Below are 18602 nucleotides of genomic sequence, written 5' to 3' on the forward strand. Positions count from 1 at the left end.
TGTTTATAAACTGCCCAAATGAAACTAAATGGGAAATTTCCAGTGAAGTTCGTAAAGTATTTTTTGATCCTTGCAGTCTGTTGCATTCTGCTGGGAGCAGGCTCGATTTATGGCCTATACCGCTACATCGAGCCACAACTGCCGGATGTGGCGACATTAAAAGATGTTCGCCTACAAATTCCGATGCAGATTTACAGCGCCGATGGCGAGCTGATTGCTCAATACGGTGAGAAACGTCGTATTCCGGTTACGTTGGATCAAATCCCGCCGGAGATGGTGAAAGCCTTTATCGCGACGGAAGACAGCCGCTTCTACGAGCATCACGGCGTTGACCCGGTGGGGATCTTCCGTGCGGCAAGCGTGGCGCTGTTCTCCGGTCACGCGTCACAAGGGGCGAGTACCATTACCCAGCAGCTGGCGAGAAACTTCTTCCTCAGTCCAGAACGCACGCTGATGCGCAAGATTAAGGAAGTCTTCCTCGCGATTCGCATTGAACAGTTGCTAACGAAAGACGAGATCCTCGAGCTTTATCTGAACAAGATTTACCTCGGTTACCGCGCCTATGGTGTCGGTGCTGCGGCACAAGTCTATTTCGGTAAAACTGTCGACCAACTGACGTTGAACGAAATGGCGGTGATAGCCGGGCTGCCGAAAGCGCCTTCCACCTTCAACCCGCTCTACTCAATGGATCGTGCCGTCGCGCGGCGTAACGTCGTGCTGTCGCGGATGCTGGATGAAGGGTATATCACCCAACAACAGTTCGATCAGACACGCACTGAGGCGATTAACGCTAACTATCACGCGCCGGAGATTGCTTTCTCTGCGCCATACCTGAGCGAAATGGTGCGCCAGGAGATGTATAACCGTTATGGCGAAAGTGCCTATGAAGACGGTTATCGCATTTACACCACCATCACCCGCAAAGTGCAGCAGGCCGCACAGCAGGCGGTACGTAATAACGTGCTGGACTACGACATGCGCCACGGCTATCGCGGCCCGGCAAATGTGCTGTGGAAAGTGGGCGAATCGGCGTGGGATAACAACAAGATTACCGATACGCTGAAGGCGCTGCCGACCTATGGTCCGCTGCTGCCTGCCGCAGTCACCAGCGCCAATCCTCAGGAAGCAACGGCGATGCTGGCAGACGGGTCGACCGTCGTATTGAGTATGGAAGGTGTTCGCTGGGCGCGTCCTTACCGTTCGGATACTCAGCAGGGACCGACGCCGCGTAAAGTGACCGATGTTCTGCAAACGGGTCAGCAAATCTGGGTTCGTCAAGTTGACGATGCATGGTGGCTGGCGCAAGTGCCGGAAGTGAACTCGGCGCTGGTGTCGATCAATCCGCAAAACGGTGCCGTTATGGCGCTGGTCGGTGGCTTTGATTTCAATCAGAGCAAGTTTAACCGAGCCACTCAGGCACTGCGTCAGGTGGGTTCCAACATCAAACCGTTCCTCTACACCGCGGCGATGGATAAAGGTCTGACGCTGGCAAGTATGTTGAACGATGTGCCAATTTCCCGCTGGGATGCAGGTGCCGGTTCTGACTGGCAGCCGAAGAACTCACCACCGCAATATGCCGGTCCAATTCGCTTACGTCAGGGGCTGGGTCAGTCGAAAAACGTGGTGATGGTACGCGCAATGCGGGCGATGGGCGTCGACTACGCTGCAGAATATCTGCAACGCTTCGGCTTCCCGGCACAAAACATTGTCCACACCGAATCGCTGGCGCTGGGTTCAGCTTCCTTCACCCCAATGCAGGTGGCGCGCGGCTACGCGGTCATGGCGAACGGCGGCTTCCTGGTGGACCCGTGGTTTATCAGCAAAATTGAAAACGATCAGGGCGGCGTAATTTTCGAAGCGAAACCGAAAGTAGCCTGCCCGGAATGCGATATTCCGGTGATTTACGGTGATACGCAGAAATCGAACGTGCTGGAAAATAACGATGTTGAAGATGTCGCTATCTCCCGCGAGCAGCAGAATGTTTCTGTACCAATGCCGCAGCTGGAGCAGGCAAATCAGGCGTTAGTGGCGAAGACCGGCGCGCAGGAGTACGCACCGCACGTCATCAACACTCCGCTGGCATTCCTGATTAAGAGTGCCTTGAACACCAATATTTTTGGTGAACCAGGCTGGCAGGGTACTGGCTGGCGAGCAGGTCGTGATTTACAACGGCATGATATAGGCGGAAAAACGGGTACCACTAACAGTTCGAAAGATGCGTGGTTCTCGGGTTACGGTCCGGGCGTTGTGACCTCGGTCTGGATTGGCTTTGATGATCACCGTCGTAATCTCGGTCATACAACGGCTTCCGGAGCGATTAAAGATCAGATCTCAGGTTACGAAGGCGGTGCCAAGAGTGCCCAGCCTGCATGGGACGCTTATATGAAAGCCGTTCTTGAAGGTGTACCGGAACAGCCGCTGACGCCGCCACCGGGTATTGTGACGGTGAATATCGATCGCAGCACCGGGCAATTAGCTAATGGTGGCAACAGCCGCGAAGAGTATTTCATCGAAGGTACGCAGCCGACACAACAGGCGGTGCACGAGGTGGGAACGACCATTATCGATAATGGCGAGGCACAGGAATTGTTCTGATTAAAAAGGCGCTTCGGCGCCTTTTTCAGTTTGCTGACAAAGTGCACTTGTTTATGCCGGATGCGGGTGAACGCGTTATCCGGCCAACAAAAAATTGAAAATTCAATAAATTGCAGGAACTTCGTAAGCCTGATAAGCATTATGCATCAGGTAAACTTCACGCATTTACACTCGCCCCTGCCCTTTCAACCATTCGCGCACGAGGAACAGCGCGCTGACATTACGCGCTTCGTTGAAGTCAGGGGCTTCCAGCAAATCCATCATATGCGCCAGCGGCCAGCGCACCTGTGGTAACGGCTCTGGCTCATCGCCTTCCAGTGATTCCGGGTAGAGATCTTGCGCTACCACGATATTCATTTTGCTGGAAAAGTAAGACGGTGCCATGCTGAGCTTCTTCAAAAAAGTCAGATCGTTCGCACCAAATCCAACCTCTTCTTTTAGCTCGCGGTTAGCGGCTTCAAAGACGCTTTCACCCGGATCAATTAATCCTTTCGAAAAACCTAATTCGTAGGATTCAGTTCCCACTGCGTATTCGCGAATCAGGATCAGGTGATCGTCCACAATCGGCACAATCATCACTGCTTCCCGGTTGGTTGGACGCATTCGTTCATAAACACGCCGCACGCCATTGCTGAACTCCAGATCCACGCTTTCGACGGTAAACAGTCGGGAACGGGCTACAGTTTCAACATTCAGAATGGTGGGTTTTTGTAATGATTTGCTCATCGTGGGATCTATGCTGTGAAATCAGCGGTTATTGTGCGATATCGGACACGCTTTCGGCAATGTGAATTGCGCGTTATTTACATTTATGTAACTTAATAAATAATCGTCCTCAAATCAAATTAAAAGTCAATAGGTTGAAATAACTCCAGGAATTTGCTGATATTCCGCCTTCAGAGGGTTTGCTATGATCAGCGGTTACTGTGATGTGCTTAATGATGCTCAAGTTAAACTCCACGCTTGCCGATAGCCAACCGCAGAATCATGTATTGTGTCCGGTGCGACTGACCACGCCTGACAGACTAAGTAAGATGGGGAAAGCATGAGCACCATTGTGATTTTTTTAGCTGCTTTGCTGGCCTGCTCACTACTTGCGGGATGGCTGATAAAAGTGCGATCCAGACGGCGTCAGCTGCCCTGGACCAACGCCTTCGCGGATGCGCAAACGCGTAAACTCACATCTGAAGAACGTAGCGCCGTTGAAAATTATCTTGAGAGCCTGACGCAGGTATTACAGGTGCCTGGCCCAACGGGAGCCAGCGCGGCACCGATCTCTCTGGCGCTGAATGCCGAAAGCAACAACGTCATGATGCTGACACACGCTATCACGCGTTATGGCATCTCTACCGACGATCCGAATAAATGGCGTTACTACCTCGATTCGGTAGAAGTCCACCTGCCCCCTTTCTGGGAACAGTACATCAACGATGAGAATACCGTTGAACTGATTCATACCGATTCGCTGCCGCTGGTTATTTCACTCAACGGTCATACGCTGCAGGAGTACATGCAGGAAATTCGCGGCTATGCCTTGCAACCTGTTCCGTCAACGCAGGCGTCGATTCGCGGGGAAGAGAGCGAGCAAATAGAGCTGCTCAATATTCGCAAAGAAACGCATGAAGAATATGCGCTGAGTCGTCCGCGCGGGCTGCGCGAAGCGTTGCTGATTGTCGCCTCCTTCCTGATGCTCTTTTTCTGCCTGATTACCCCGGATGTCTTTGTTCCGTGGCTGGCAGGCGGCGCGTTACTGCTGCTGGGCGCAGGTCTGTGGGGGCTATTCGCGCCCCCGGCAAAATCCTCCCTGCGGGAAATTCATTGTCTGCGCGGTACACCCCGTCGTTGGGGATTGTTTGGCGAAAACGATCAGGAACAGATCAACAATATTTCACTCGGTATTATCGACCTGGTCTATCCCGCACACTGGCAGCCCTACATTGCTCAGGATCTCGGCCAACAAACCGATATCGATATCTATCTCGACCGCCACGTAGTGCGTCAGGGGCGATATCTTTCGCTCCATGATGAAGTAAAAAACTTTCCGTTACAGCACTGGCTGCGCAGTACGATTATCGCTGCGGGCTCGCTACTGGTGCTGTTTATGCTGTTATTCTGGATCCCGCTGGATATGCCGCTGAAATTCACCCTCTCGTGGATGAAAGGCGCGCAGACCATTGAAGCCACCAGCGTGAAACAACTGGCTGACGCTGGCGTGCGGGTTGGCGATACATTGCGTATTAGCGGTACGGGAATGTGTAATATTCGCACTTCCGGTACCTGGAGCGCGAAAACCAACTCACCTTTTTTACCGTTTGACTGCTCGCAGATCATCTGGAACGACGCCCGCTCATTGCCATTACCAGAATCTGAATTGGTCAACAAAGCGACGGCATTGACCGAAGCAGTTAATCGCCAGCTGCACCCTAAACCGGAAGATGAATCTCGCGTCAGCGCCTCATTACGTTCAGCAATTCAAAAATCCGGCATGGTATTGCTTGATGATTTTGGCGACATAGTACTGAAGACAGCGGATCTGTGTTCTGCCAAAGATGACTGTGTGCGACTGAAAAATGCGCTGGTCAATCTCGGCAACAGTAAAGACTGGGACGCGCTGGTAAAACGCGCCAACGCCGGGAAACTCGATGGCGTGAATGTGTTATTACGCCCGGTGAGTGCGGAATCGCTGGATAACCTGGTGGCCACCTCTACCGCGCCGTTTATCACGCATGAAACGGCGCGAGCGGCACAATCACTAAACAGTCCGGCCCCCGGCGGGTTCCTGATTGTCAGCGACGAAGGCAGCGATTTTGTTGATCAGCCCTGGCCTTCGGCATCACTTTACGACTATCCGCCGCAAGAACAGTGGAACGCTTTCCAGAAACTGGCACAAATGCTGATGCATACGCCGTTTAACGCCGAAGGTATCGTCACAAAAATCTTCACTGACGCCAATGGTACGCAGCATATTGGCCTTCATCCGATCCCGGATCGTTCCGGTCTGTGGCGCTATCTCAGCACCACGCTGCTGCTACTGACGATGCTGGGTAGCGCCATTTATAATGGCGTACAGGCCTGGCGTCGTTACCAGCGTCATCGTACTCGCATGATGAAGATTCAGGCCTATTATGAAAGCTGCCTGAACCCGCAACTGATCACCCCTTCCGAAAGCCTTATCGAATAACACGTTTGCGCGGCAGGTTATGCTACCCTGTCGCGCAAATTGCTTCACTCTGGAGATTTCCCTCATGCATATCAACATTGCCTGGCAGGACGTAGATACCGTTCTGCTGGATATGGACGGCACGTTGCTCGACCTCGCCTTCGATAACTATTTCTGGCAAAAGCTGGTGCCTGAAACATGGGGCGCGAAAAACGGAGTTACGCCACAGGAAGCGATGGAATATATGCGCCAGCAATATCACGACGTACAGCATACGCTAAACTGGTACTGTCTTGATTACTGGAGTGAGCAACTGGGTCTGGATATCTGTGCGATGACCACCGAGATGGGACCGCGTGCCGTACTGCGTGAAGATACCATTCCGTTTCTTGAGGCACTGAAAGCCAGCGGTAAACAGCGAATTTTGCTCACCAATGCGCATCCGCACAACCTGGCGGTAAAACTTGAGCATACCGGTCTGGACGCACACCTTGATTTATTACTTTCCACCCACACATTTGGTTATCCGAAAGAGGATCAGCGGTTATGGCATGCGGTGGCCGAAGCTACGGGTCTTAAAGCTGAAAGAACGCTGTTTATTGATGACAGCGAAGCGATTCTCGATGCTGCCGCGCAATTTGGTATTCGTTACTGCCTCGGTGTGACTAATCCTGACTCCGGGATTGCCGAGAAACAGTATCAGCGCCATCCGTCACTGAATGACTACCGCCGCCTGATCCCCTCGCTAATGTGAAGGAGACGCCATGAAAGAAAAACCTGCTGTTGAGGTTCGACTGGATAAATGGCTATGGGCCGCCCGTTTTTATAAAACCCGCGCGCTGGCCCGCGAAATGATCGAAGGTGGTAAGGTGCATTACAACGGGCAGCGCAGCAAGCCGAGCAAAATCGTCGAGCTGAATGCCACGCTCACTCTGCGCCAGGGAAATGACGAACGCACGGTGATTGTAAAGGCGATTACTGAACAGCGTCGCCCCGCCAGCGAGGCAGTCTTGCTGTATGAAGAGACTGCGGAAAGTGTAGAGAAACGCGAAAAAATGGCGCTGGCACGTAAACTTAATGCCTTAACCATGCCGCATCCGGACCGACGCCCGGACAAAAAAGAGCGCCGCGACCTGTTACGATTTAAACACGGCGACAGTGAATAACTGTCACCTGCAAGAGAGATGATTATGCCGCAACATGACCAATTACATCGCTATCTGTTTGAAAACTTTGCCGTTCGCGGCGAACTGGTAACCGTTTCGGAAACCCTGCAACAGATCCTTGAGAATCACGATTATCCGCAGCCCGTTAAAAACGTGCTGGCAGAACTGCTGGTTGCGACCAGCCTGTTAACCGCTACGTTGAAGTTTGATGGTGATATCACCGTACAGCTGCAAGGCGACGGTCCGATGAATCTGGCGGTTATTAACGGTAACAACAACCAGCAGATGCGCGGTGTGGCGCGCGTGCAGGGCGAAATTCCAGAAAATGCCGACCTGAAAACGCTGGTCGGCAATGGTTACGTGGTGATCACCATCACCCCGAGCGAAGGCGAACGCTATCAGGGCGTGGTTGGTCTGGAAGGTGATACCCTGGCGGCCTGCCTGGAAGATTACTTTATGCGTTCTGAACAGCTGCCGACGCGCCTGTTTATTCGCACCGGCGACGTAGACGGCAAACCGGCTGCAGGCGGTATGTTGTTGCAGGTAATGCCTGCGCAAAATGCCCAGCAGGACGACTTTGACCACCTGGCGACGCTAACCGAAACCATCAAAACCGAAGAACTGCTGACTTTACCGGCAAACGAAGTGTTGTGGCGTTTGTATCACGAAGAAGAGGTGACGGTTTACGATCCGCAGGATGTGGAGTTCAAATGCACCTGCTCGCGTGAACGTTGCGCCGATGCGCTGAAAACGCTGCCTGATGAAGAAGTCGATAGCATCCTGGCGGAAGATGGCGAAATTGACATGCATTGTGATTACTGCGGTAACCACTATCTGTTCAATGCGATGGATATTGCCGAGATCCGCAACAACGCGTCTCCGGCAGATCCGCAAGTTCATTAATGAGTATGTCCGGCAGAGAGGACTCTGCCGGATTTTACGACGTAATGGCCTGATGCGCTGCGCTTACCAGGCCTATGAATTGACATCCTCCACGCCCTGAAGGACGTGGATCCCTGCTACGTTCAGGCTGTCGCCTGAATCATTTCGGTGGGTTCCTGCTTCAACGGGCGGCCTGACTGCACCATCTCTCCACAGGCAAGAACGGCGTGCCCCGCCGCTAAAATGTTACGAGCGCCATTTACATCGGCGTTCGCTGTATATCCACATACCTGGCATCTGAATTTACTTTGTGACAGGCGGTTTTCTTTCGCTGTATGACCACAGCACGCGCAACGCTGGCTTGTGTACGCTGGCGGAACAGCAAGCACCTGACCGCCACTCCAGAGCTGCTTGTGCTCAAGCTGGCGGCGCATTTCATACCAGCCCTGATCCAGTATCGAACGGTTTAAACCTGATTTTGCCCGGACATTGCGCCCCGGCTGGCTGACCGTACCCGCTGCTGACTTTGACATGTTGCTGACCTTCAAATCCTCAATGACTATCATTGCGTGGTTTTTGCTGACGGTCGTTGTGACTTTGTGAAGGTAGTCCCTGCGGATATTTGCGATACAGGAATGCAGCCGCTGTATTTTGCGTTTCTGCTTCTGCCAGTTGTTGCTGAATTTGACCTTGCGGCTTAACTGTCGCTGAAGTCTCGCCAGCGTCTTCTGGTTTTTCTGAAAACTGTTTACAGGCTCAAAGACTGTGCCATCTGACAGCGTGGCGAGTTTAGCCACGCCAGCATCCAGCCCGACCATTGATGCTGAAGGGTGAACCGGAGTTGATACTTCACTTTCTGTCTGAATACTGATGTACCACTTACCGCAGGACTGGCTGACAGTGACATTTTTCACAACTCCCGTGACCTGACGGCTATTCCGGTAGCGCATCCAACCAAGTTTCGGCAGAAAAATACGGCTGTTTTCCTGATCGAGCTTAACGCCCTGCGGGTAGCGGAATGCATCATTCTGTCCCCGCTTTTTGAATCGGGGAAAAGCAGCCCGCTTCTGGAAGAAGTTTTTGTAAGCCCGCTCAAGGTCTTTCAGTGACTGTTGCAATGGCTGTGAGGGAGAATCTTTAAGCCATTGCGTTTCAGTGGCATTTTTCCACTCAACCAGCCAGGAAGCCATTTTCCCGTAAGGGATGTATTTATTACCGGCCTCATGATTCTCATTCTGAAGCGCCAGAGCACGATTGAAAACGAAACGACATGCGCCTGCGAAGCGCCTCATTTCACGCTCCTGTTGACCACCGGGTCTTAACTGGAATTTAAATGCCTGTAGTCGTTTCACAGGTCAAATTATATTTTGGTCTATGAAAAAAGAAACCGATATCCGGCGTGGAAGGCATTGTGTTTTCCTGATGCATGTTCACCTGGTCTTTGTCGCCAAATACCAACGCCAGATTTTTGACCATGACGCGACAGAAAAACTACGCACTTACTTTTCAAATGTATGTGCTGATTTTGAAGCTGAACGGGTTGAAATGGATGGCGAACTTATATCCCCGCCCTGAAGGACGGGGTTTTACCGCGCACCGGATAAATCGCAAGTTATTTTGGTCAGATACAGCGTCGTATCCGTTAAAAGCGTTGTCACTTACTTAAGTTTATTTCCAGCGTTTCACCATCTACCGTCAGATCGCGCCACGCTTTCGGCCTCGTCCCCAGTTTTCCATCCTTCGCAGCTGTGAGTAATTTTTCTTTCGTTATTTTGCGCGGAAGTAAACTCATATCAAGCGCGTCCCATTCTTTTCTGGCTGAGTCAAAGCCATAGACAATGACTCTGTCATCATTAAAAGCAAACAGGATCCGCTCCGCCTGACCATCACTATTCAGATCTTGCTCGACCAGTACGCAGGCGTCTTTTTCAATACAGGTCATCACGTTATAGCGATCCTGGATTAAGGCCGACCAGAATGTCGCATCCGGTTTACCAGAACCTGGGGCAATTAACACATTATCGGCTAATACTTTTTCCGATACCTGTTCCTGAAGATGTTGCTCTCCATCTAACGCCATCAGCAGATCCCGCGCGCGTTTCGGGTCTTTCATATACTCGGCATCGCTTTTCAGCGACTCAAGCGCCGCACGTCCATAGCGACCGCTCTGTTCGAGCATGTAGATAGTTACCTGGTCTGGCGTGTTTTTACCGCTCTGATAACGCGCCATATGACTGTTCACGCTAATGCGCATACTGTCCAGCACCGGCGAATTAAGAAGCACCAGTATTACCAACACCAATAACGAAACCGCAAGGTTCACTTTGCCCTGAAGATCAAGGGGATTTTGCCCTTTACGCCAGACGATACTGACAAAATACCCCAGCGACCATACCAGTAACACCAGCACCGCCAGCGCGCCCTGCAAGCGGTCGACAGTCCAGCCGTACTGAGCGACCCGCAGCCATAACGCCCAGGCGGCGACGAACACATACAGCGGAGCAACCAGCAAAGCGGTTTTAATCAGGCAACGCAATGGCCCCGTCCAGGGAAGTGACGCTTTTTGCGGATCGCGGACAATAGCCATTAAGATCAATTGCAAAAAGGCCAGCGTCAACAGCAACCCGGCGGCGGAGATGTGGCGAGAAATCGCGCTCAGGCCCGTAAACGGCAGGGTGATAATAAACATCAGGGTTAGCAATGATACTAACGGCAGCAACCCCGTGGCGATTAACGTGAACAACTTTTGAATAGAGTCGATTAAACGTGACTGTGTTCGCGCGAGGATCACCGCCAGCGCGGTAACCAGACCTAACGTGAGATAAATAAACCAGTCGGTTGCAAAAAAGAGCGTTTTGAAAAACGTGATGCCAACAAGTTTAAACAACTCACTCCACAGTAAAAGTACCAGCCACGTTAGGCCATTGGCGAGAAAAATCACCAGTAATATAAGTACGTTATGCCATACTGACTGGTAAAAGTAGCGATAGCGGCTACTGTCATTGCGGATGCGAAGGCTTTGTTGTATCCACGGTAGCAACAACATTGCCATCAGCAGCAGATAGCAGCCAAAATCCCAAAGCGCCTTTTCAGCTCTCCAGGGGGTCATGCCATCAGTTTGCCACTTCAGCAAGCCGCTCATTCCCAGCGTGGCAATAAACACCAGCGCCAGCCATCCCCAAAGGCGATTCTGTTTAAAGGAGATCACGGAGAAGAGTAAAACGGATGAAAACGCGACGGTCGCAGGCACGCCATAAACAATCCAACTGAGATTTTTTCCGGCAAGCCAGGCGATCAGCAGGTAGCAAACCAGCCCCTGAAGTAATCCGGTAGCAATCATCCCCCAGCGTGTTGCCGGTGAAAGTTCAACGTTATCCATGTTGGTTATCCAGAATCAAAAGGTGGGTTAATTATCGCATCGGGCAGTAGTATTTTGCTTTTTTCAGAAAATAATCAAAAAAAGTTAGCGTGGTGAATCGATACTTTACCGATTGAATTTGCATCAATTTCATTCATGAATGCGATTCCACTCACAATATTCCCGCCATATAAACCAAGATTTAACCTTTTGAGAACATTTTCCACACCTAAAATGCTATTTCTGCGATAATAGCAACCGTTTCGTGACAGGAATCACGGAGTTTTTTGTCAAATATGAATTTCTCCAGATACGTAAATCTATGAGCCTTGTCGCGGTTAACACCCCCAAAAAGACTTTACTATTCAGGCAATACATATTGGCTAAGGAGCAGTGAAATGCGCGTTAACAATGGTTTGACCCCGCAAGAACTCGAGGCTTATGGTATCAGTGACGTACATGATATCGTTTACAACCCAAGCTACGATCTGCTGTATCAGGAAGAGCTGGACCCGAGCCTGACCGGTTATGAGCGCGGGGTGTTAACTAATCTGGGTGCCGTTGCCGTCGATACCGGGATCTTCACCGGTCGTTCACCGAAAGATAAGTATATCGTTCGTGACGATACCACTCGCGATACTTTCTGGTGGGCAGACAAAGGCAAAGGTAAGAACGACAACAAACCTCTCTCTCCGGAAACCTGGCAGCATCTGAAAGGCCTGGTGACCAGGCAGCTTTCCGGCAAACGTCTGTTCGTTGTCGACGCCTTCTGTGGTGCGAACCCGGATACTCGTCTTTCCGTCCGTTTCATCACCGAAGTGGCCTGGCAGGCGCATTTTGTCAAAAACATGTTTATTCGCCCGAGCGATGAAGAGCTGGCAGGTTTCAAACCAGACTTTATCGTTATGAACGGCGCGAAGTGCACTAACCCGCAGTGGAAAGAACAGGGTCTGAACTCCGAAAACTTCGTGGCGTTTAACCTGACCGAGCGCATGCAGCTGATTGGCGGCACCTGGTACGGCGGCGAAATGAAGAAAGGGATGTTCTCGATGATGAACTACCTGCTGCCGCTGAAAGGTATCGCTTCTATGCACTGCTCCGCCAACGTTGGCGAGAAAGGCGATGTTGCGGTGTTCTTCGGCCTTTCCGGCACCGGTAAAACCACCCTTTCCACCGACCCGAAACGCCGCCTGATTGGCGATGACGAGCACGGCTGGGATGATGACGGTGTGTTTAACTTCGAAGGCGGCTGCTACGCGAAAACTATCAAGCTGTCGAAAGAAGCGGAACCTGAAATCTACAACGCTATCCGTCGCGATGCGCTGCTGGAAAACGTCACCGTGCGTGAAGATGGCACAATCGACTTTGATGATGGTTCAAAAACCGAGAACACCCGCGTTTCTTATCCGATCTATCACATCGATAACATCGTTAAGCCGGTTTCCAAAGCGGGCCACGCAACTAAAGTTATTTTCCTGACAGCAGACGCCTTTGGTGTGCTGCCGCCGGTTTCTCGTCTGACTGCCGATCAAACCCAGTACCACTTCCTCTCTGGCTTCACCGCCAAACTGGCTGGTACAGAGCGCGGCATCACCGAACCGACGCCAACCTTCTCCGCTTGCTTCGGCGCGGCGTTCCTGTCGCTGCACCCGACCCAATACGCAGAAGTGCTGGTGAAACGTATGCAGGCAGCGGGTGCGCAGGCGTATCTGGTTAACACCGGCTGGAACGGCACTGGCAAACGTATCTCCATTAAAGATACCCGCGCTATTATCGACGCCATCCTCAACGGTTCGCTGGATAACGCAGAAACCTTCACTCTGCCGATGTTTAACCTGGCGATCCCAACCGAACTGCCGGGCGTAGACACGAAGATCCTCGATCCGCGTAACACCTACGCTTCTCCGGAACAGTGGCAGGAAAAAGCCGAAACGCTGGCGAAACTGTTTATCGACAACTTCGATAAATACACCGACACCCCTGCGGGTGCCGCGCTGGTAGCGGCTGGTCCGAAGCTGTAATGATTTGAAGCTGGAGAATATCTATCCAGTATCTTATAGAAAGCAAAACGGGAGGCACCTTCGCCTCCCGTTTTATTTACCCTTCTTTTGTCGTGCCCTGCGCCCGCGTTACCGGCACTGGCAGCCAGGCGCGAATGGAAAGCCCGCCCCGTTCGCTGGTGCCAAGCTCCAGCATCCCGTTATGGTTATCCACGATACGCTGCACAATCGCCAGCCCTAATCCCGTGCCGCTAATAGTGCGCGCACTGTCGCCACGAACAAACGGCTGGAACAGGTGCTTACGTTGTTCCGGCGCAATACCCGGACCGTCATCTTCTACCTGGAACCAGGCGCGATTCGGCTCCGTGCCGCTGCTGACTTTGATCCAGCCATTGCCGTAACGGGCGGCGTTGACCACCATATTCGCTACCGCGCGTTTGATCGACAGCGGGTGCATTTTCACCTCAATGCTGCCGGGGTAAAGCGCAGTTTCAATTTCCCGCTCATAGCCACTTTCGGCAGCAATAACCTCACCGAGTACTGCGTTGAGATCCGCCATTTCCATCGGCATCTCCTGCCCGGTGCGCAGGTAGTCGATAAACTGCTCAATGATGGCGTTGCACTCTTCGATATCTTTATTGATCGATTCTGCCAGGTAGCCATCCTGCTCGCTCATCATCTCGGTTGCCAGGCGAATACGCGTCAGCGGCGTGCGCAGATCATGGCTTACCCCCGCCATCAGCAGCGTGCGGTCATCCGCCAGTTGCTTAACACCAGCCGCCATATGATTAAAGGCGCGGGTAACGGAACGCACCTCCGAAGCGCCATATTCACGCAGCGGCGGCGGAATAATCCCTTTACCCACCTGCAAGGCTGCGTGTTCGAGATCGACCAACGGTCGGTTCTGGATACGAATAAACAGCCACGCCCCGCCTATCGCCAATAGCATAATCGCCAACGTATAACGGAACAGCGGGGAGAAATCGCCCTGATGAATTTCGGTTAGCGGCACGCGTACCCAGATATTGGGAGACAACCAGGTTTTCAGCCAGACGACAGGCGAACTTTTGTTAACCTCGACGCGAACTTCCGTCGGACCGCCCAGTTGCTGCGCCATCTGATGGCTTAAGAATTCATAGTGTTGCGCCCAACGCAGCCCGGCCTCTTCGGCGGCTTCGTTGGAATAGAGAGAGATCCCCAGCTCACGGTAGATCTCCCGACGGAAAGCGGGAGGCACAACCAACTGCGTGCCGTCCTCCAGTTGCAGTTTGTCGGTCATCAACATACGCACTTCGTACGCGAGGACTTTATTAAACTGCTGGAGGCTCGGCAAAATCGCGAAGTTCAGCACCACCAGATAAGTCGTCACCAGGCTGACAAACAGCAAGGTGACGATGAGCAATAACGTACGGGCAAATGAACTTCGTGGCGAGAAGCGCAATCGCCTCATGCTTTAGAACCGTCCGGTACAAAGACGTAGCCCAGACCCCAGACGGTCTGAATGTAACGCGGATGCGCCGGATCTTCTTCCACCATGCGGCGCAGACGCGAAATCTGCACGTCGATGGAGCGTTCCATTGCGGAATATTCACGACCACGGGCAAGGTTCATCAGCTTATCGCGGGAGAGCGGCTCACGCGGATGGCTGACCAGTGCCTTCAGTACCGCAAACTCACCACTGGTGAGCGGCATCGGCTCGTCTTCGCGGAACATTTCGCGCGTACCGAGGTTAAGTTTGAACTTACCGAAAGCAATTACCGCCTCTTCCTGTGACGGTGCGCCTGGCAGTTCGTTCGCCTGACGACGCAGCACCGCACGAATGCGGGCCAGCAGTTCACGCGGGTTAAACGGTTTTGGAATGTAATCGTCAGCGCCAATCTCCAGGCCAACGATACGGTCCACTTCTTCCCCTTTCGCCGTCACCATAATGATCGGCATCGGGTTACTCTGGCTACGAAGACGTCGGCAAATCGACAAGCCATCTTCACCAGGTAACATCAAATCCAGTACCATAAGATGGAAAGATTCACGAGTCAGCAGGCGATCCATCTGTTCTGCATTAGCGACGCTTCGAACCTGGAAGCCTTGTTCGGTGAGATAACGTTCCAGCAGCGCGCGCAGGCGCATGTCGTCATCAACCACCAGAATCTTGTAGTTCTCTTGCATTGTTTGTACTCCCAAAGGTTCGCAACAATTTGTAAGCGTGTATTCTTAAAAAAGCTCACGTTCGTCACCAGCTAAATCTGGTATGAATTTCAGCCTAAATTGTTACAAAGCATATTAAACAGCAGCTTAAGTATACAATTTATTCGGCGAAACATTATTGATTCTGTTGATATGATCACGTTATACCCAATGTGCGCATTATCAAACAGACAAAGGGAATCAACGAGATGAAAACGCCCCTGGTTACCCGGGAAGGGTATGAAAAACTCAAACAAGAGCTTAATTATCTCTGGCGTGAAGAACGCCCGGAGGTCACAAAGAAAGTGACCTGGGCCGCAAGTCTGGGCGACCGCAGCGAAAATGCTGACTATCAGTATAATAAAAAGCGCCTGCGTGAAATCGACCGTCGCGTGCGCTATCTCACTAAATGCATGGAAAATCTCAAAATCGTCGATTACTCCCCGCAGCAGGAAGGCAAAGTCTTTTTTGGTGCGTGGGTGGAGATTGAAAACGACGATGGTGTGACTCACCGTTTCCGTATTGTCGGCTACGATGAAATTTTTGGCCGTAAAGATTACATCTCTATCGATTCCCCGATGGCCCGCGCATTGCTGAAAAAAGAAGTCGGCGATCTGGCGGTGGTGAATACCCCTGCCGGGGAAGCGAGCTGGTATGTTAATGCTATCGAGTACGTGAAACCGTAAGGAAGAGTCTTAACCTCCTGCCGATGGCTGGCATTTTTGCCAGCCAGTCCGTATAACTATCCCCTGATTTTTGATCCGAAAAGATGAACTCAAACCATGATGAATGATTCGTTCTGCCGCATTATTGCGGGTGAAATTCAGGCGCGCCCGGAACAGGTTGACGCTGCCGTTCGCCTGCTTGACGAAGGGAATACCGTGCCGTTTATCGCACGTTATCGTAAGGAAATCACCGGCGGTCTGGATGACACGCAGCTGCGTAATCTGGAAACGCGTCTGAGCTATCTGCGCGAGCTGGAAGAGAGACGTCAGGCGATCCTCAAGTCTATTTCCGAGCAAGGCAAACTCACCGATGATCTGGCGAATGCCATCAACGCCACCCTAAGCAAAACCGAACTCGAAGACCTCTACCTGCCCTACAAACCTAAACGCCGCACCCGTGGGCAAATCGCCATTGAAGCAGGGCTTGAGCCGTTGGCCGATCTGCTGTGGAGCGATCCGTCACACACGCCAGAAGTCGCCGCTGCACAATATATTGATGCCGATAAAGGCGTGGCAGATACCAAAGCCGCGCTGGACGGCGCGCGCTATATCCTGATGGAACGGTTTGCCGAAGATGCCGCGCTGCTGGCGAAAGTGCGTGATTATCTGTGGAAGAACGCGCATCTGGTCTCAACCGTGGTGAGCGGTAAAGAAGAGGAAGGGGCAAAATTCCGCGACTATTTCGATCATCACGAACCACTGTCAACGGTGCCTTCTCACCGCGCACTGGCGATGTTCCGTGGTCGTAACGAAGGCATACTTCAGCTTTCGCTGAATGCCGATCCGCAGTTCGAAGAGCCGCCGAAAGAGAGCTATTGCGAGCAAATCATCATGGAACACCTTGGCCTGCGCCTGAACAATGCCCCGGCGGATAGCTGGCGCAAAGGTGTGGTGAGCTGGACGTGGCGCATCAAGGTGTTGATGCATCTGGAAACTGAACTGATGGGCACCGTGCGCGAACGCGCGGAAGATGAAGCAATCAACGTCTTTGCCCGTAACCTGCACGATCTGCTGATGGCGGCCCCTGCCGGACTGCGTGCAACGATGGGCCTCGATCCGGGTCTGCGTACCGGGGTAAAAGTGGCGGTAGTCGATGCAACTGGTAAACTGGTGGCGACCGATACCATTTATCCGCATACCGGGCAGGCCGCAAAAGCAGCGATGACCGTTGCTGCGCTGTGTGAAAAGCATAACGTTGAACTGGTGGCGATCGGCAACGGTACAGCTTCCCGCGAAACCGAACGTTTCTATCTCGACGTGCAGAAGCAGTTCCCGAAAGTGACCGCGCAGAAAGTGATCGTCAGCGAAGCTGGCGCGTCGGTTTACTCGGCTTCCGAGCTGGCAGCACAGGAATTCCCGGATCTCGACGTTTCGCTGCGTGGCGCGGTGTCTATCGCCCGTCGTTTGCAGGATCCGCTGGCGGAGCTGGTGAAAATCGATCCGAAATCTATCGGCGTAGGTCAGTATCAGCATGACGTCAGCCAGACGCAGCTGGCACGCAAACTGGATGCAGTAGTAGAAGACTGCGTAAACGCCGTTGGCGTCGATCTCAACACCGCTTCTGTTCCTCTGTTAACCCGCGTGGCGGGCCTGACGCGCATGATGGCGCAAAACATCGTAGCCTGGCGCGATGAGAACGGTCAGTTCCAGAACCGTCAGCAACTGTTAAAAGTGAGCCGTCTGGGGCCGAAAGCCTTCGAGCAGTGCGCGGGCTTCTTGCGCATTAACCACGGTGATAACCCACTGGACGCTTCTACCGTTCACCCGGAAGCCTATCCGGTGGTGGAACGCATTCTGGCAGCAACACAGCAGGCACTGAAAGATCTGATGGGTAACAGCAGCGAACTGCGTAACCTGAAAGCGTCTGACTTTACTGATGAGAAATTCGGTGTGCCGACGGTAACCGACATCATCAAAGAGCTGGAAAAACCGGGTCGCGATCCGCGTCCGGAATTTAAAACCGCTCAGTTTGCCGATGGTGTCGAGACAATGAACGACCTGCAACCGGGTATGATCCTCGAAGGTGCGGTGACCAACGTCACCAACTTTGGCGCGTTTGTCGATATTGGCGTGCATCAGGACGGCCTGGTTCACATCTCTTCATTGTCGAACAAGTTTGTGGAAGATCCGCATACCGTGGTGAAAGCGGGCGACATTGTGAAGGTGAAAGTGCTGGAAGTGGATCTTCAGCGTAAACGTATCGCCCTGACCATGCGTCTGGACGAGCAGCCTGGCGAAACCAACGCCCGTCGCGGCGGCGGTAATGAACGCCCGCAAAACAACCGCCCGGCAGCCAAACCGCGTGGGCGTGAAGTGCAGCCTGCCGGTAACAGCGCGATGATGGATGCGCTGGCGGCGGCAATGGGCAAAAAACGTTAAACGCCCGGACTGGCCCCTAAACCTGCGCGATTAGGCGTTCACGCCACATCTGGCAACGAACGCCTTGCCTGACATAAAAGTGCCGGAGAATATCTCCGGCCTTTTTATTCCACAAGCAAACGCATAATATATCCCGTTAATATTTATCACTTC

The 18602-nt window shown here is 52.5% G+C and carries 13 protein-coding genes and 1 pseudogene; 9 read left to right on the top strand and 5 right to left on the bottom strand.

What is annotated here, in order from left to right; all coding sequences use genetic code 11:
- The first annotated feature begins 42 nt into the window (after nucleotides 1-42).
- Entirely contained in the window at nucleotides 43-2595 is a 2553-nt protein-coding gene (gene mrcA / locus ACJHX4_RS16995; RefSeq protein ID WP_001296475.1) for a peptidoglycan glycosyltransferase/peptidoglycan DD-transpeptidase MrcA, read from the top strand.
- 165 nt (nucleotides 2596-2760) lie between these two features.
- On the opposite strand, the gene nudE is transcribed toward mrcA, so the two are convergent.
- On the bottom strand, nucleotides 2761-3321 hold the full coding sequence (gene nudE, locus ACJHX4_RS17000; RefSeq protein ID WP_000045736.1) for an ADP compounds hydrolase NudE: 561 nt from the start codon (nucleotides 3319-3321) through the stop codon (nucleotides 2761-2763).
- A 319-nt stretch (nucleotides 3322-3640) separates the two neighbouring features.
- On the opposite strand from nudE, the gene igaA reads away from it, so the two are divergent.
- The 4 genes from igaA to hslO all read left to right on the top strand — a co-directional run bounded on the left by igaA (nucleotide 3641) and on the right by hslO (nucleotide 7824).
- Complete coding sequence (gene igaA, locus ACJHX4_RS17005; protein ID WP_000104567.1) at nucleotides 3641-5776, top strand: intracellular growth attenuator protein IgaA; 2136 nt, start codon at nucleotides 3641-3643, stop codon at nucleotides 5774-5776.
- A gap of 64 nt (nucleotides 5777-5840) precedes the next feature.
- Nucleotides 5841-6509, top strand: coding sequence for a GMP/IMP nucleotidase (yrfG, locus tag ACJHX4_RS17010; protein WP_001295168.1), 669 nt, complete (start codon nucleotides 5841-5843; stop codon nucleotides 6507-6509).
- 10 nt (nucleotides 6510-6519) lie between these two features.
- Entirely contained in the window at nucleotides 6520-6921 is a 402-nt protein-coding gene (gene hslR / locus ACJHX4_RS17015; RefSeq protein ID WP_000660487.1) for a ribosome-associated heat shock protein Hsp15, read from the top strand.
- Nucleotides 6922-6945: 24 nt separating this feature from the next.
- Nucleotides 6946-7824: an Hsp33 family molecular chaperone HslO gene (hslO, locus tag ACJHX4_RS17020; protein WP_001135574.1), complete on the top strand. Its 879-nt coding sequence runs from the start codon at nucleotides 6946-6948 to the stop codon at nucleotides 7822-7824.
- Nucleotides 7825-7946: 122 nt separating this feature from the next.
- Here the strand turns inward: hslO and ACJHX4_RS17025 are convergent, their stop codons facing one another.
- Nucleotides 7947-9155: an RNA-guided endonuclease InsQ/TnpB family protein gene (locus ACJHX4_RS17025; RefSeq protein WP_000826444.1), complete on the bottom strand. Its 1209-nt coding sequence runs from the start codon at nucleotides 9153-9155 to the stop codon at nucleotides 7947-7949.
- A gap of 7 nt (nucleotides 9156-9162) precedes the next feature.
- Between ACJHX4_RS17025 and ACJHX4_RS17030 the strand changes: the two are divergent.
- Nucleotides 9163-9360, top strand: a pseudogene (locus tag ACJHX4_RS17030) (transposase); the annotation flags it as partial.
- Nucleotides 9361-9457: 97 nt separating this feature from the next.
- On the opposite strand, the gene ACJHX4_RS17035 reads toward ACJHX4_RS17030, so the two are convergent.
- Nucleotides 9458-11182: a DUF4153 domain-containing protein gene (locus ACJHX4_RS17035; RefSeq protein ID WP_000370859.1), complete on the bottom strand. Its 1725-nt coding sequence runs from the start codon at nucleotides 11180-11182 to the stop codon at nucleotides 9458-9460.
- Between the two features lie 377 nt (nucleotides 11183-11559).
- Between ACJHX4_RS17035 and pckA the strand changes: the two genes are divergently transcribed.
- Complete coding sequence (pckA, locus tag ACJHX4_RS17040) at nucleotides 11560-13182, top strand: phosphoenolpyruvate carboxykinase (ATP) (protein WP_001265681.1); 1623 nt, start codon at nucleotides 11560-11562, stop codon at nucleotides 13180-13182.
- A gap of 76 nt (nucleotides 13183-13258) precedes the next feature.
- Here pckA and envZ read toward each other — a convergent pair whose 3' ends face one another.
- Together envZ and ompR are read right to left on the bottom strand one after the other, a co-directional pair.
- Nucleotides 13259-14611: a two-component system sensor histidine kinase EnvZ gene (gene envZ, locus ACJHX4_RS17045; protein ID WP_001253709.1), complete on the bottom strand. Its 1353-nt coding sequence runs from the start codon at nucleotides 14609-14611 to the stop codon at nucleotides 13259-13261.
- Complete coding sequence (ompR, locus tag ACJHX4_RS17050) at nucleotides 14608-15327, bottom strand: two-component system response regulator OmpR (protein ID WP_001157751.1); 720 nt, start codon at nucleotides 15325-15327, stop codon at nucleotides 14608-14610. Before ompR ends, envZ begins: the two co-directional genes overlap by 4 nt.
- 227 nt (nucleotides 15328-15554) lie before the next feature.
- Here ompR and greB point away from each other — a divergent pair, with 227 nt between their 5' ends.
- Both greB and ACJHX4_RS17060 read left to right on the top strand, forming a co-directional pair.
- The gene (gene greB / locus ACJHX4_RS17055; protein ID WP_000856744.1) at nucleotides 15555-16031 is read left to right on the top strand and encodes a transcription elongation factor GreB; all 477 of its coding nucleotides are present in this window, start codon (nucleotides 15555-15557) and stop codon (nucleotides 16029-16031) included.
- A gap of 96 nt (nucleotides 16032-16127) precedes the next feature.
- Complete coding sequence (locus ACJHX4_RS17060; protein ID WP_000980740.1) at nucleotides 16128-18449, top strand: Tex family protein; 2322 nt, start codon at nucleotides 16128-16130, stop codon at nucleotides 18447-18449.
- Nucleotides 18450-18602 lie beyond the last annotated feature (153 nt).

It is taken from the genome of Escherichia sp. WS2035 (assembly GCF_046487065.1).
GTDB classification, from domain to species: Bacteria; Pseudomonadota; Gammaproteobacteria; order Enterobacterales; family Enterobacteriaceae; genus Escherichia; species Escherichia coli.

Excerpts from the sequence above, each read along its gene's own strand:
- ACJHX4_RS17060 (WP_000980740.1), top strand. The coding sequence starts at position 16,128 with ATGATGAATGATTCGTTCTGCCGCATTATTGCGGGTGAAATTCAGGCG.
- envZ (WP_001253709.1), bottom strand. The coding sequence starts at position 14,611 with ATGAGGCGATTGCGCTTCTCGCCACGAAGTTCATTTGCCCGTACGTTA.
- hslO (WP_001135574.1), top strand. The coding sequence starts at position 6,946 with ATGCCGCAACATGACCAATTACATCGCTATCTGTTTGAAAACTTTGCC.
- ACJHX4_RS17035 (WP_000370859.1), bottom strand. The coding sequence starts at position 11,182 with ATGGATAACGTTGAACTTTCACCGGCAACACGCTGGGGGATGATTGCT.
- pckA (WP_001265681.1), top strand. The coding sequence starts at position 11,560 with ATGCGCGTTAACAATGGTTTGACCCCGCAAGAACTCGAGGCTTATGGT.
- hslR (WP_000660487.1), top strand. The coding sequence starts at position 6,520 with ATGAAAGAAAAACCTGCTGTTGAGGTTCGACTGGATAAATGGCTATGG.
- greB (WP_000856744.1), top strand. The coding sequence starts at position 15,555 with ATGAAAACGCCCCTGGTTACCCGGGAAGGGTATGAAAAACTCAAACAA.
- yrfG (WP_001295168.1), top strand. The coding sequence starts at position 5,841 with ATGCATATCAACATTGCCTGGCAGGACGTAGATACCGTTCTGCTGGAT.
- igaA (WP_000104567.1), top strand. The coding sequence starts at position 3,641 with ATGAGCACCATTGTGATTTTTTTAGCTGCTTTGCTGGCCTGCTCACTA.
- ompR (WP_001157751.1), bottom strand. The coding sequence starts at position 15,327 with ATGCAAGAGAACTACAAGATTCTGGTGGTTGATGACGACATGCGCCTG.
- nudE (WP_000045736.1), bottom strand. The coding sequence starts at position 3,321 with ATGAGCAAATCATTACAAAAACCCACCATTCTGAATGTTGAAACTGTA.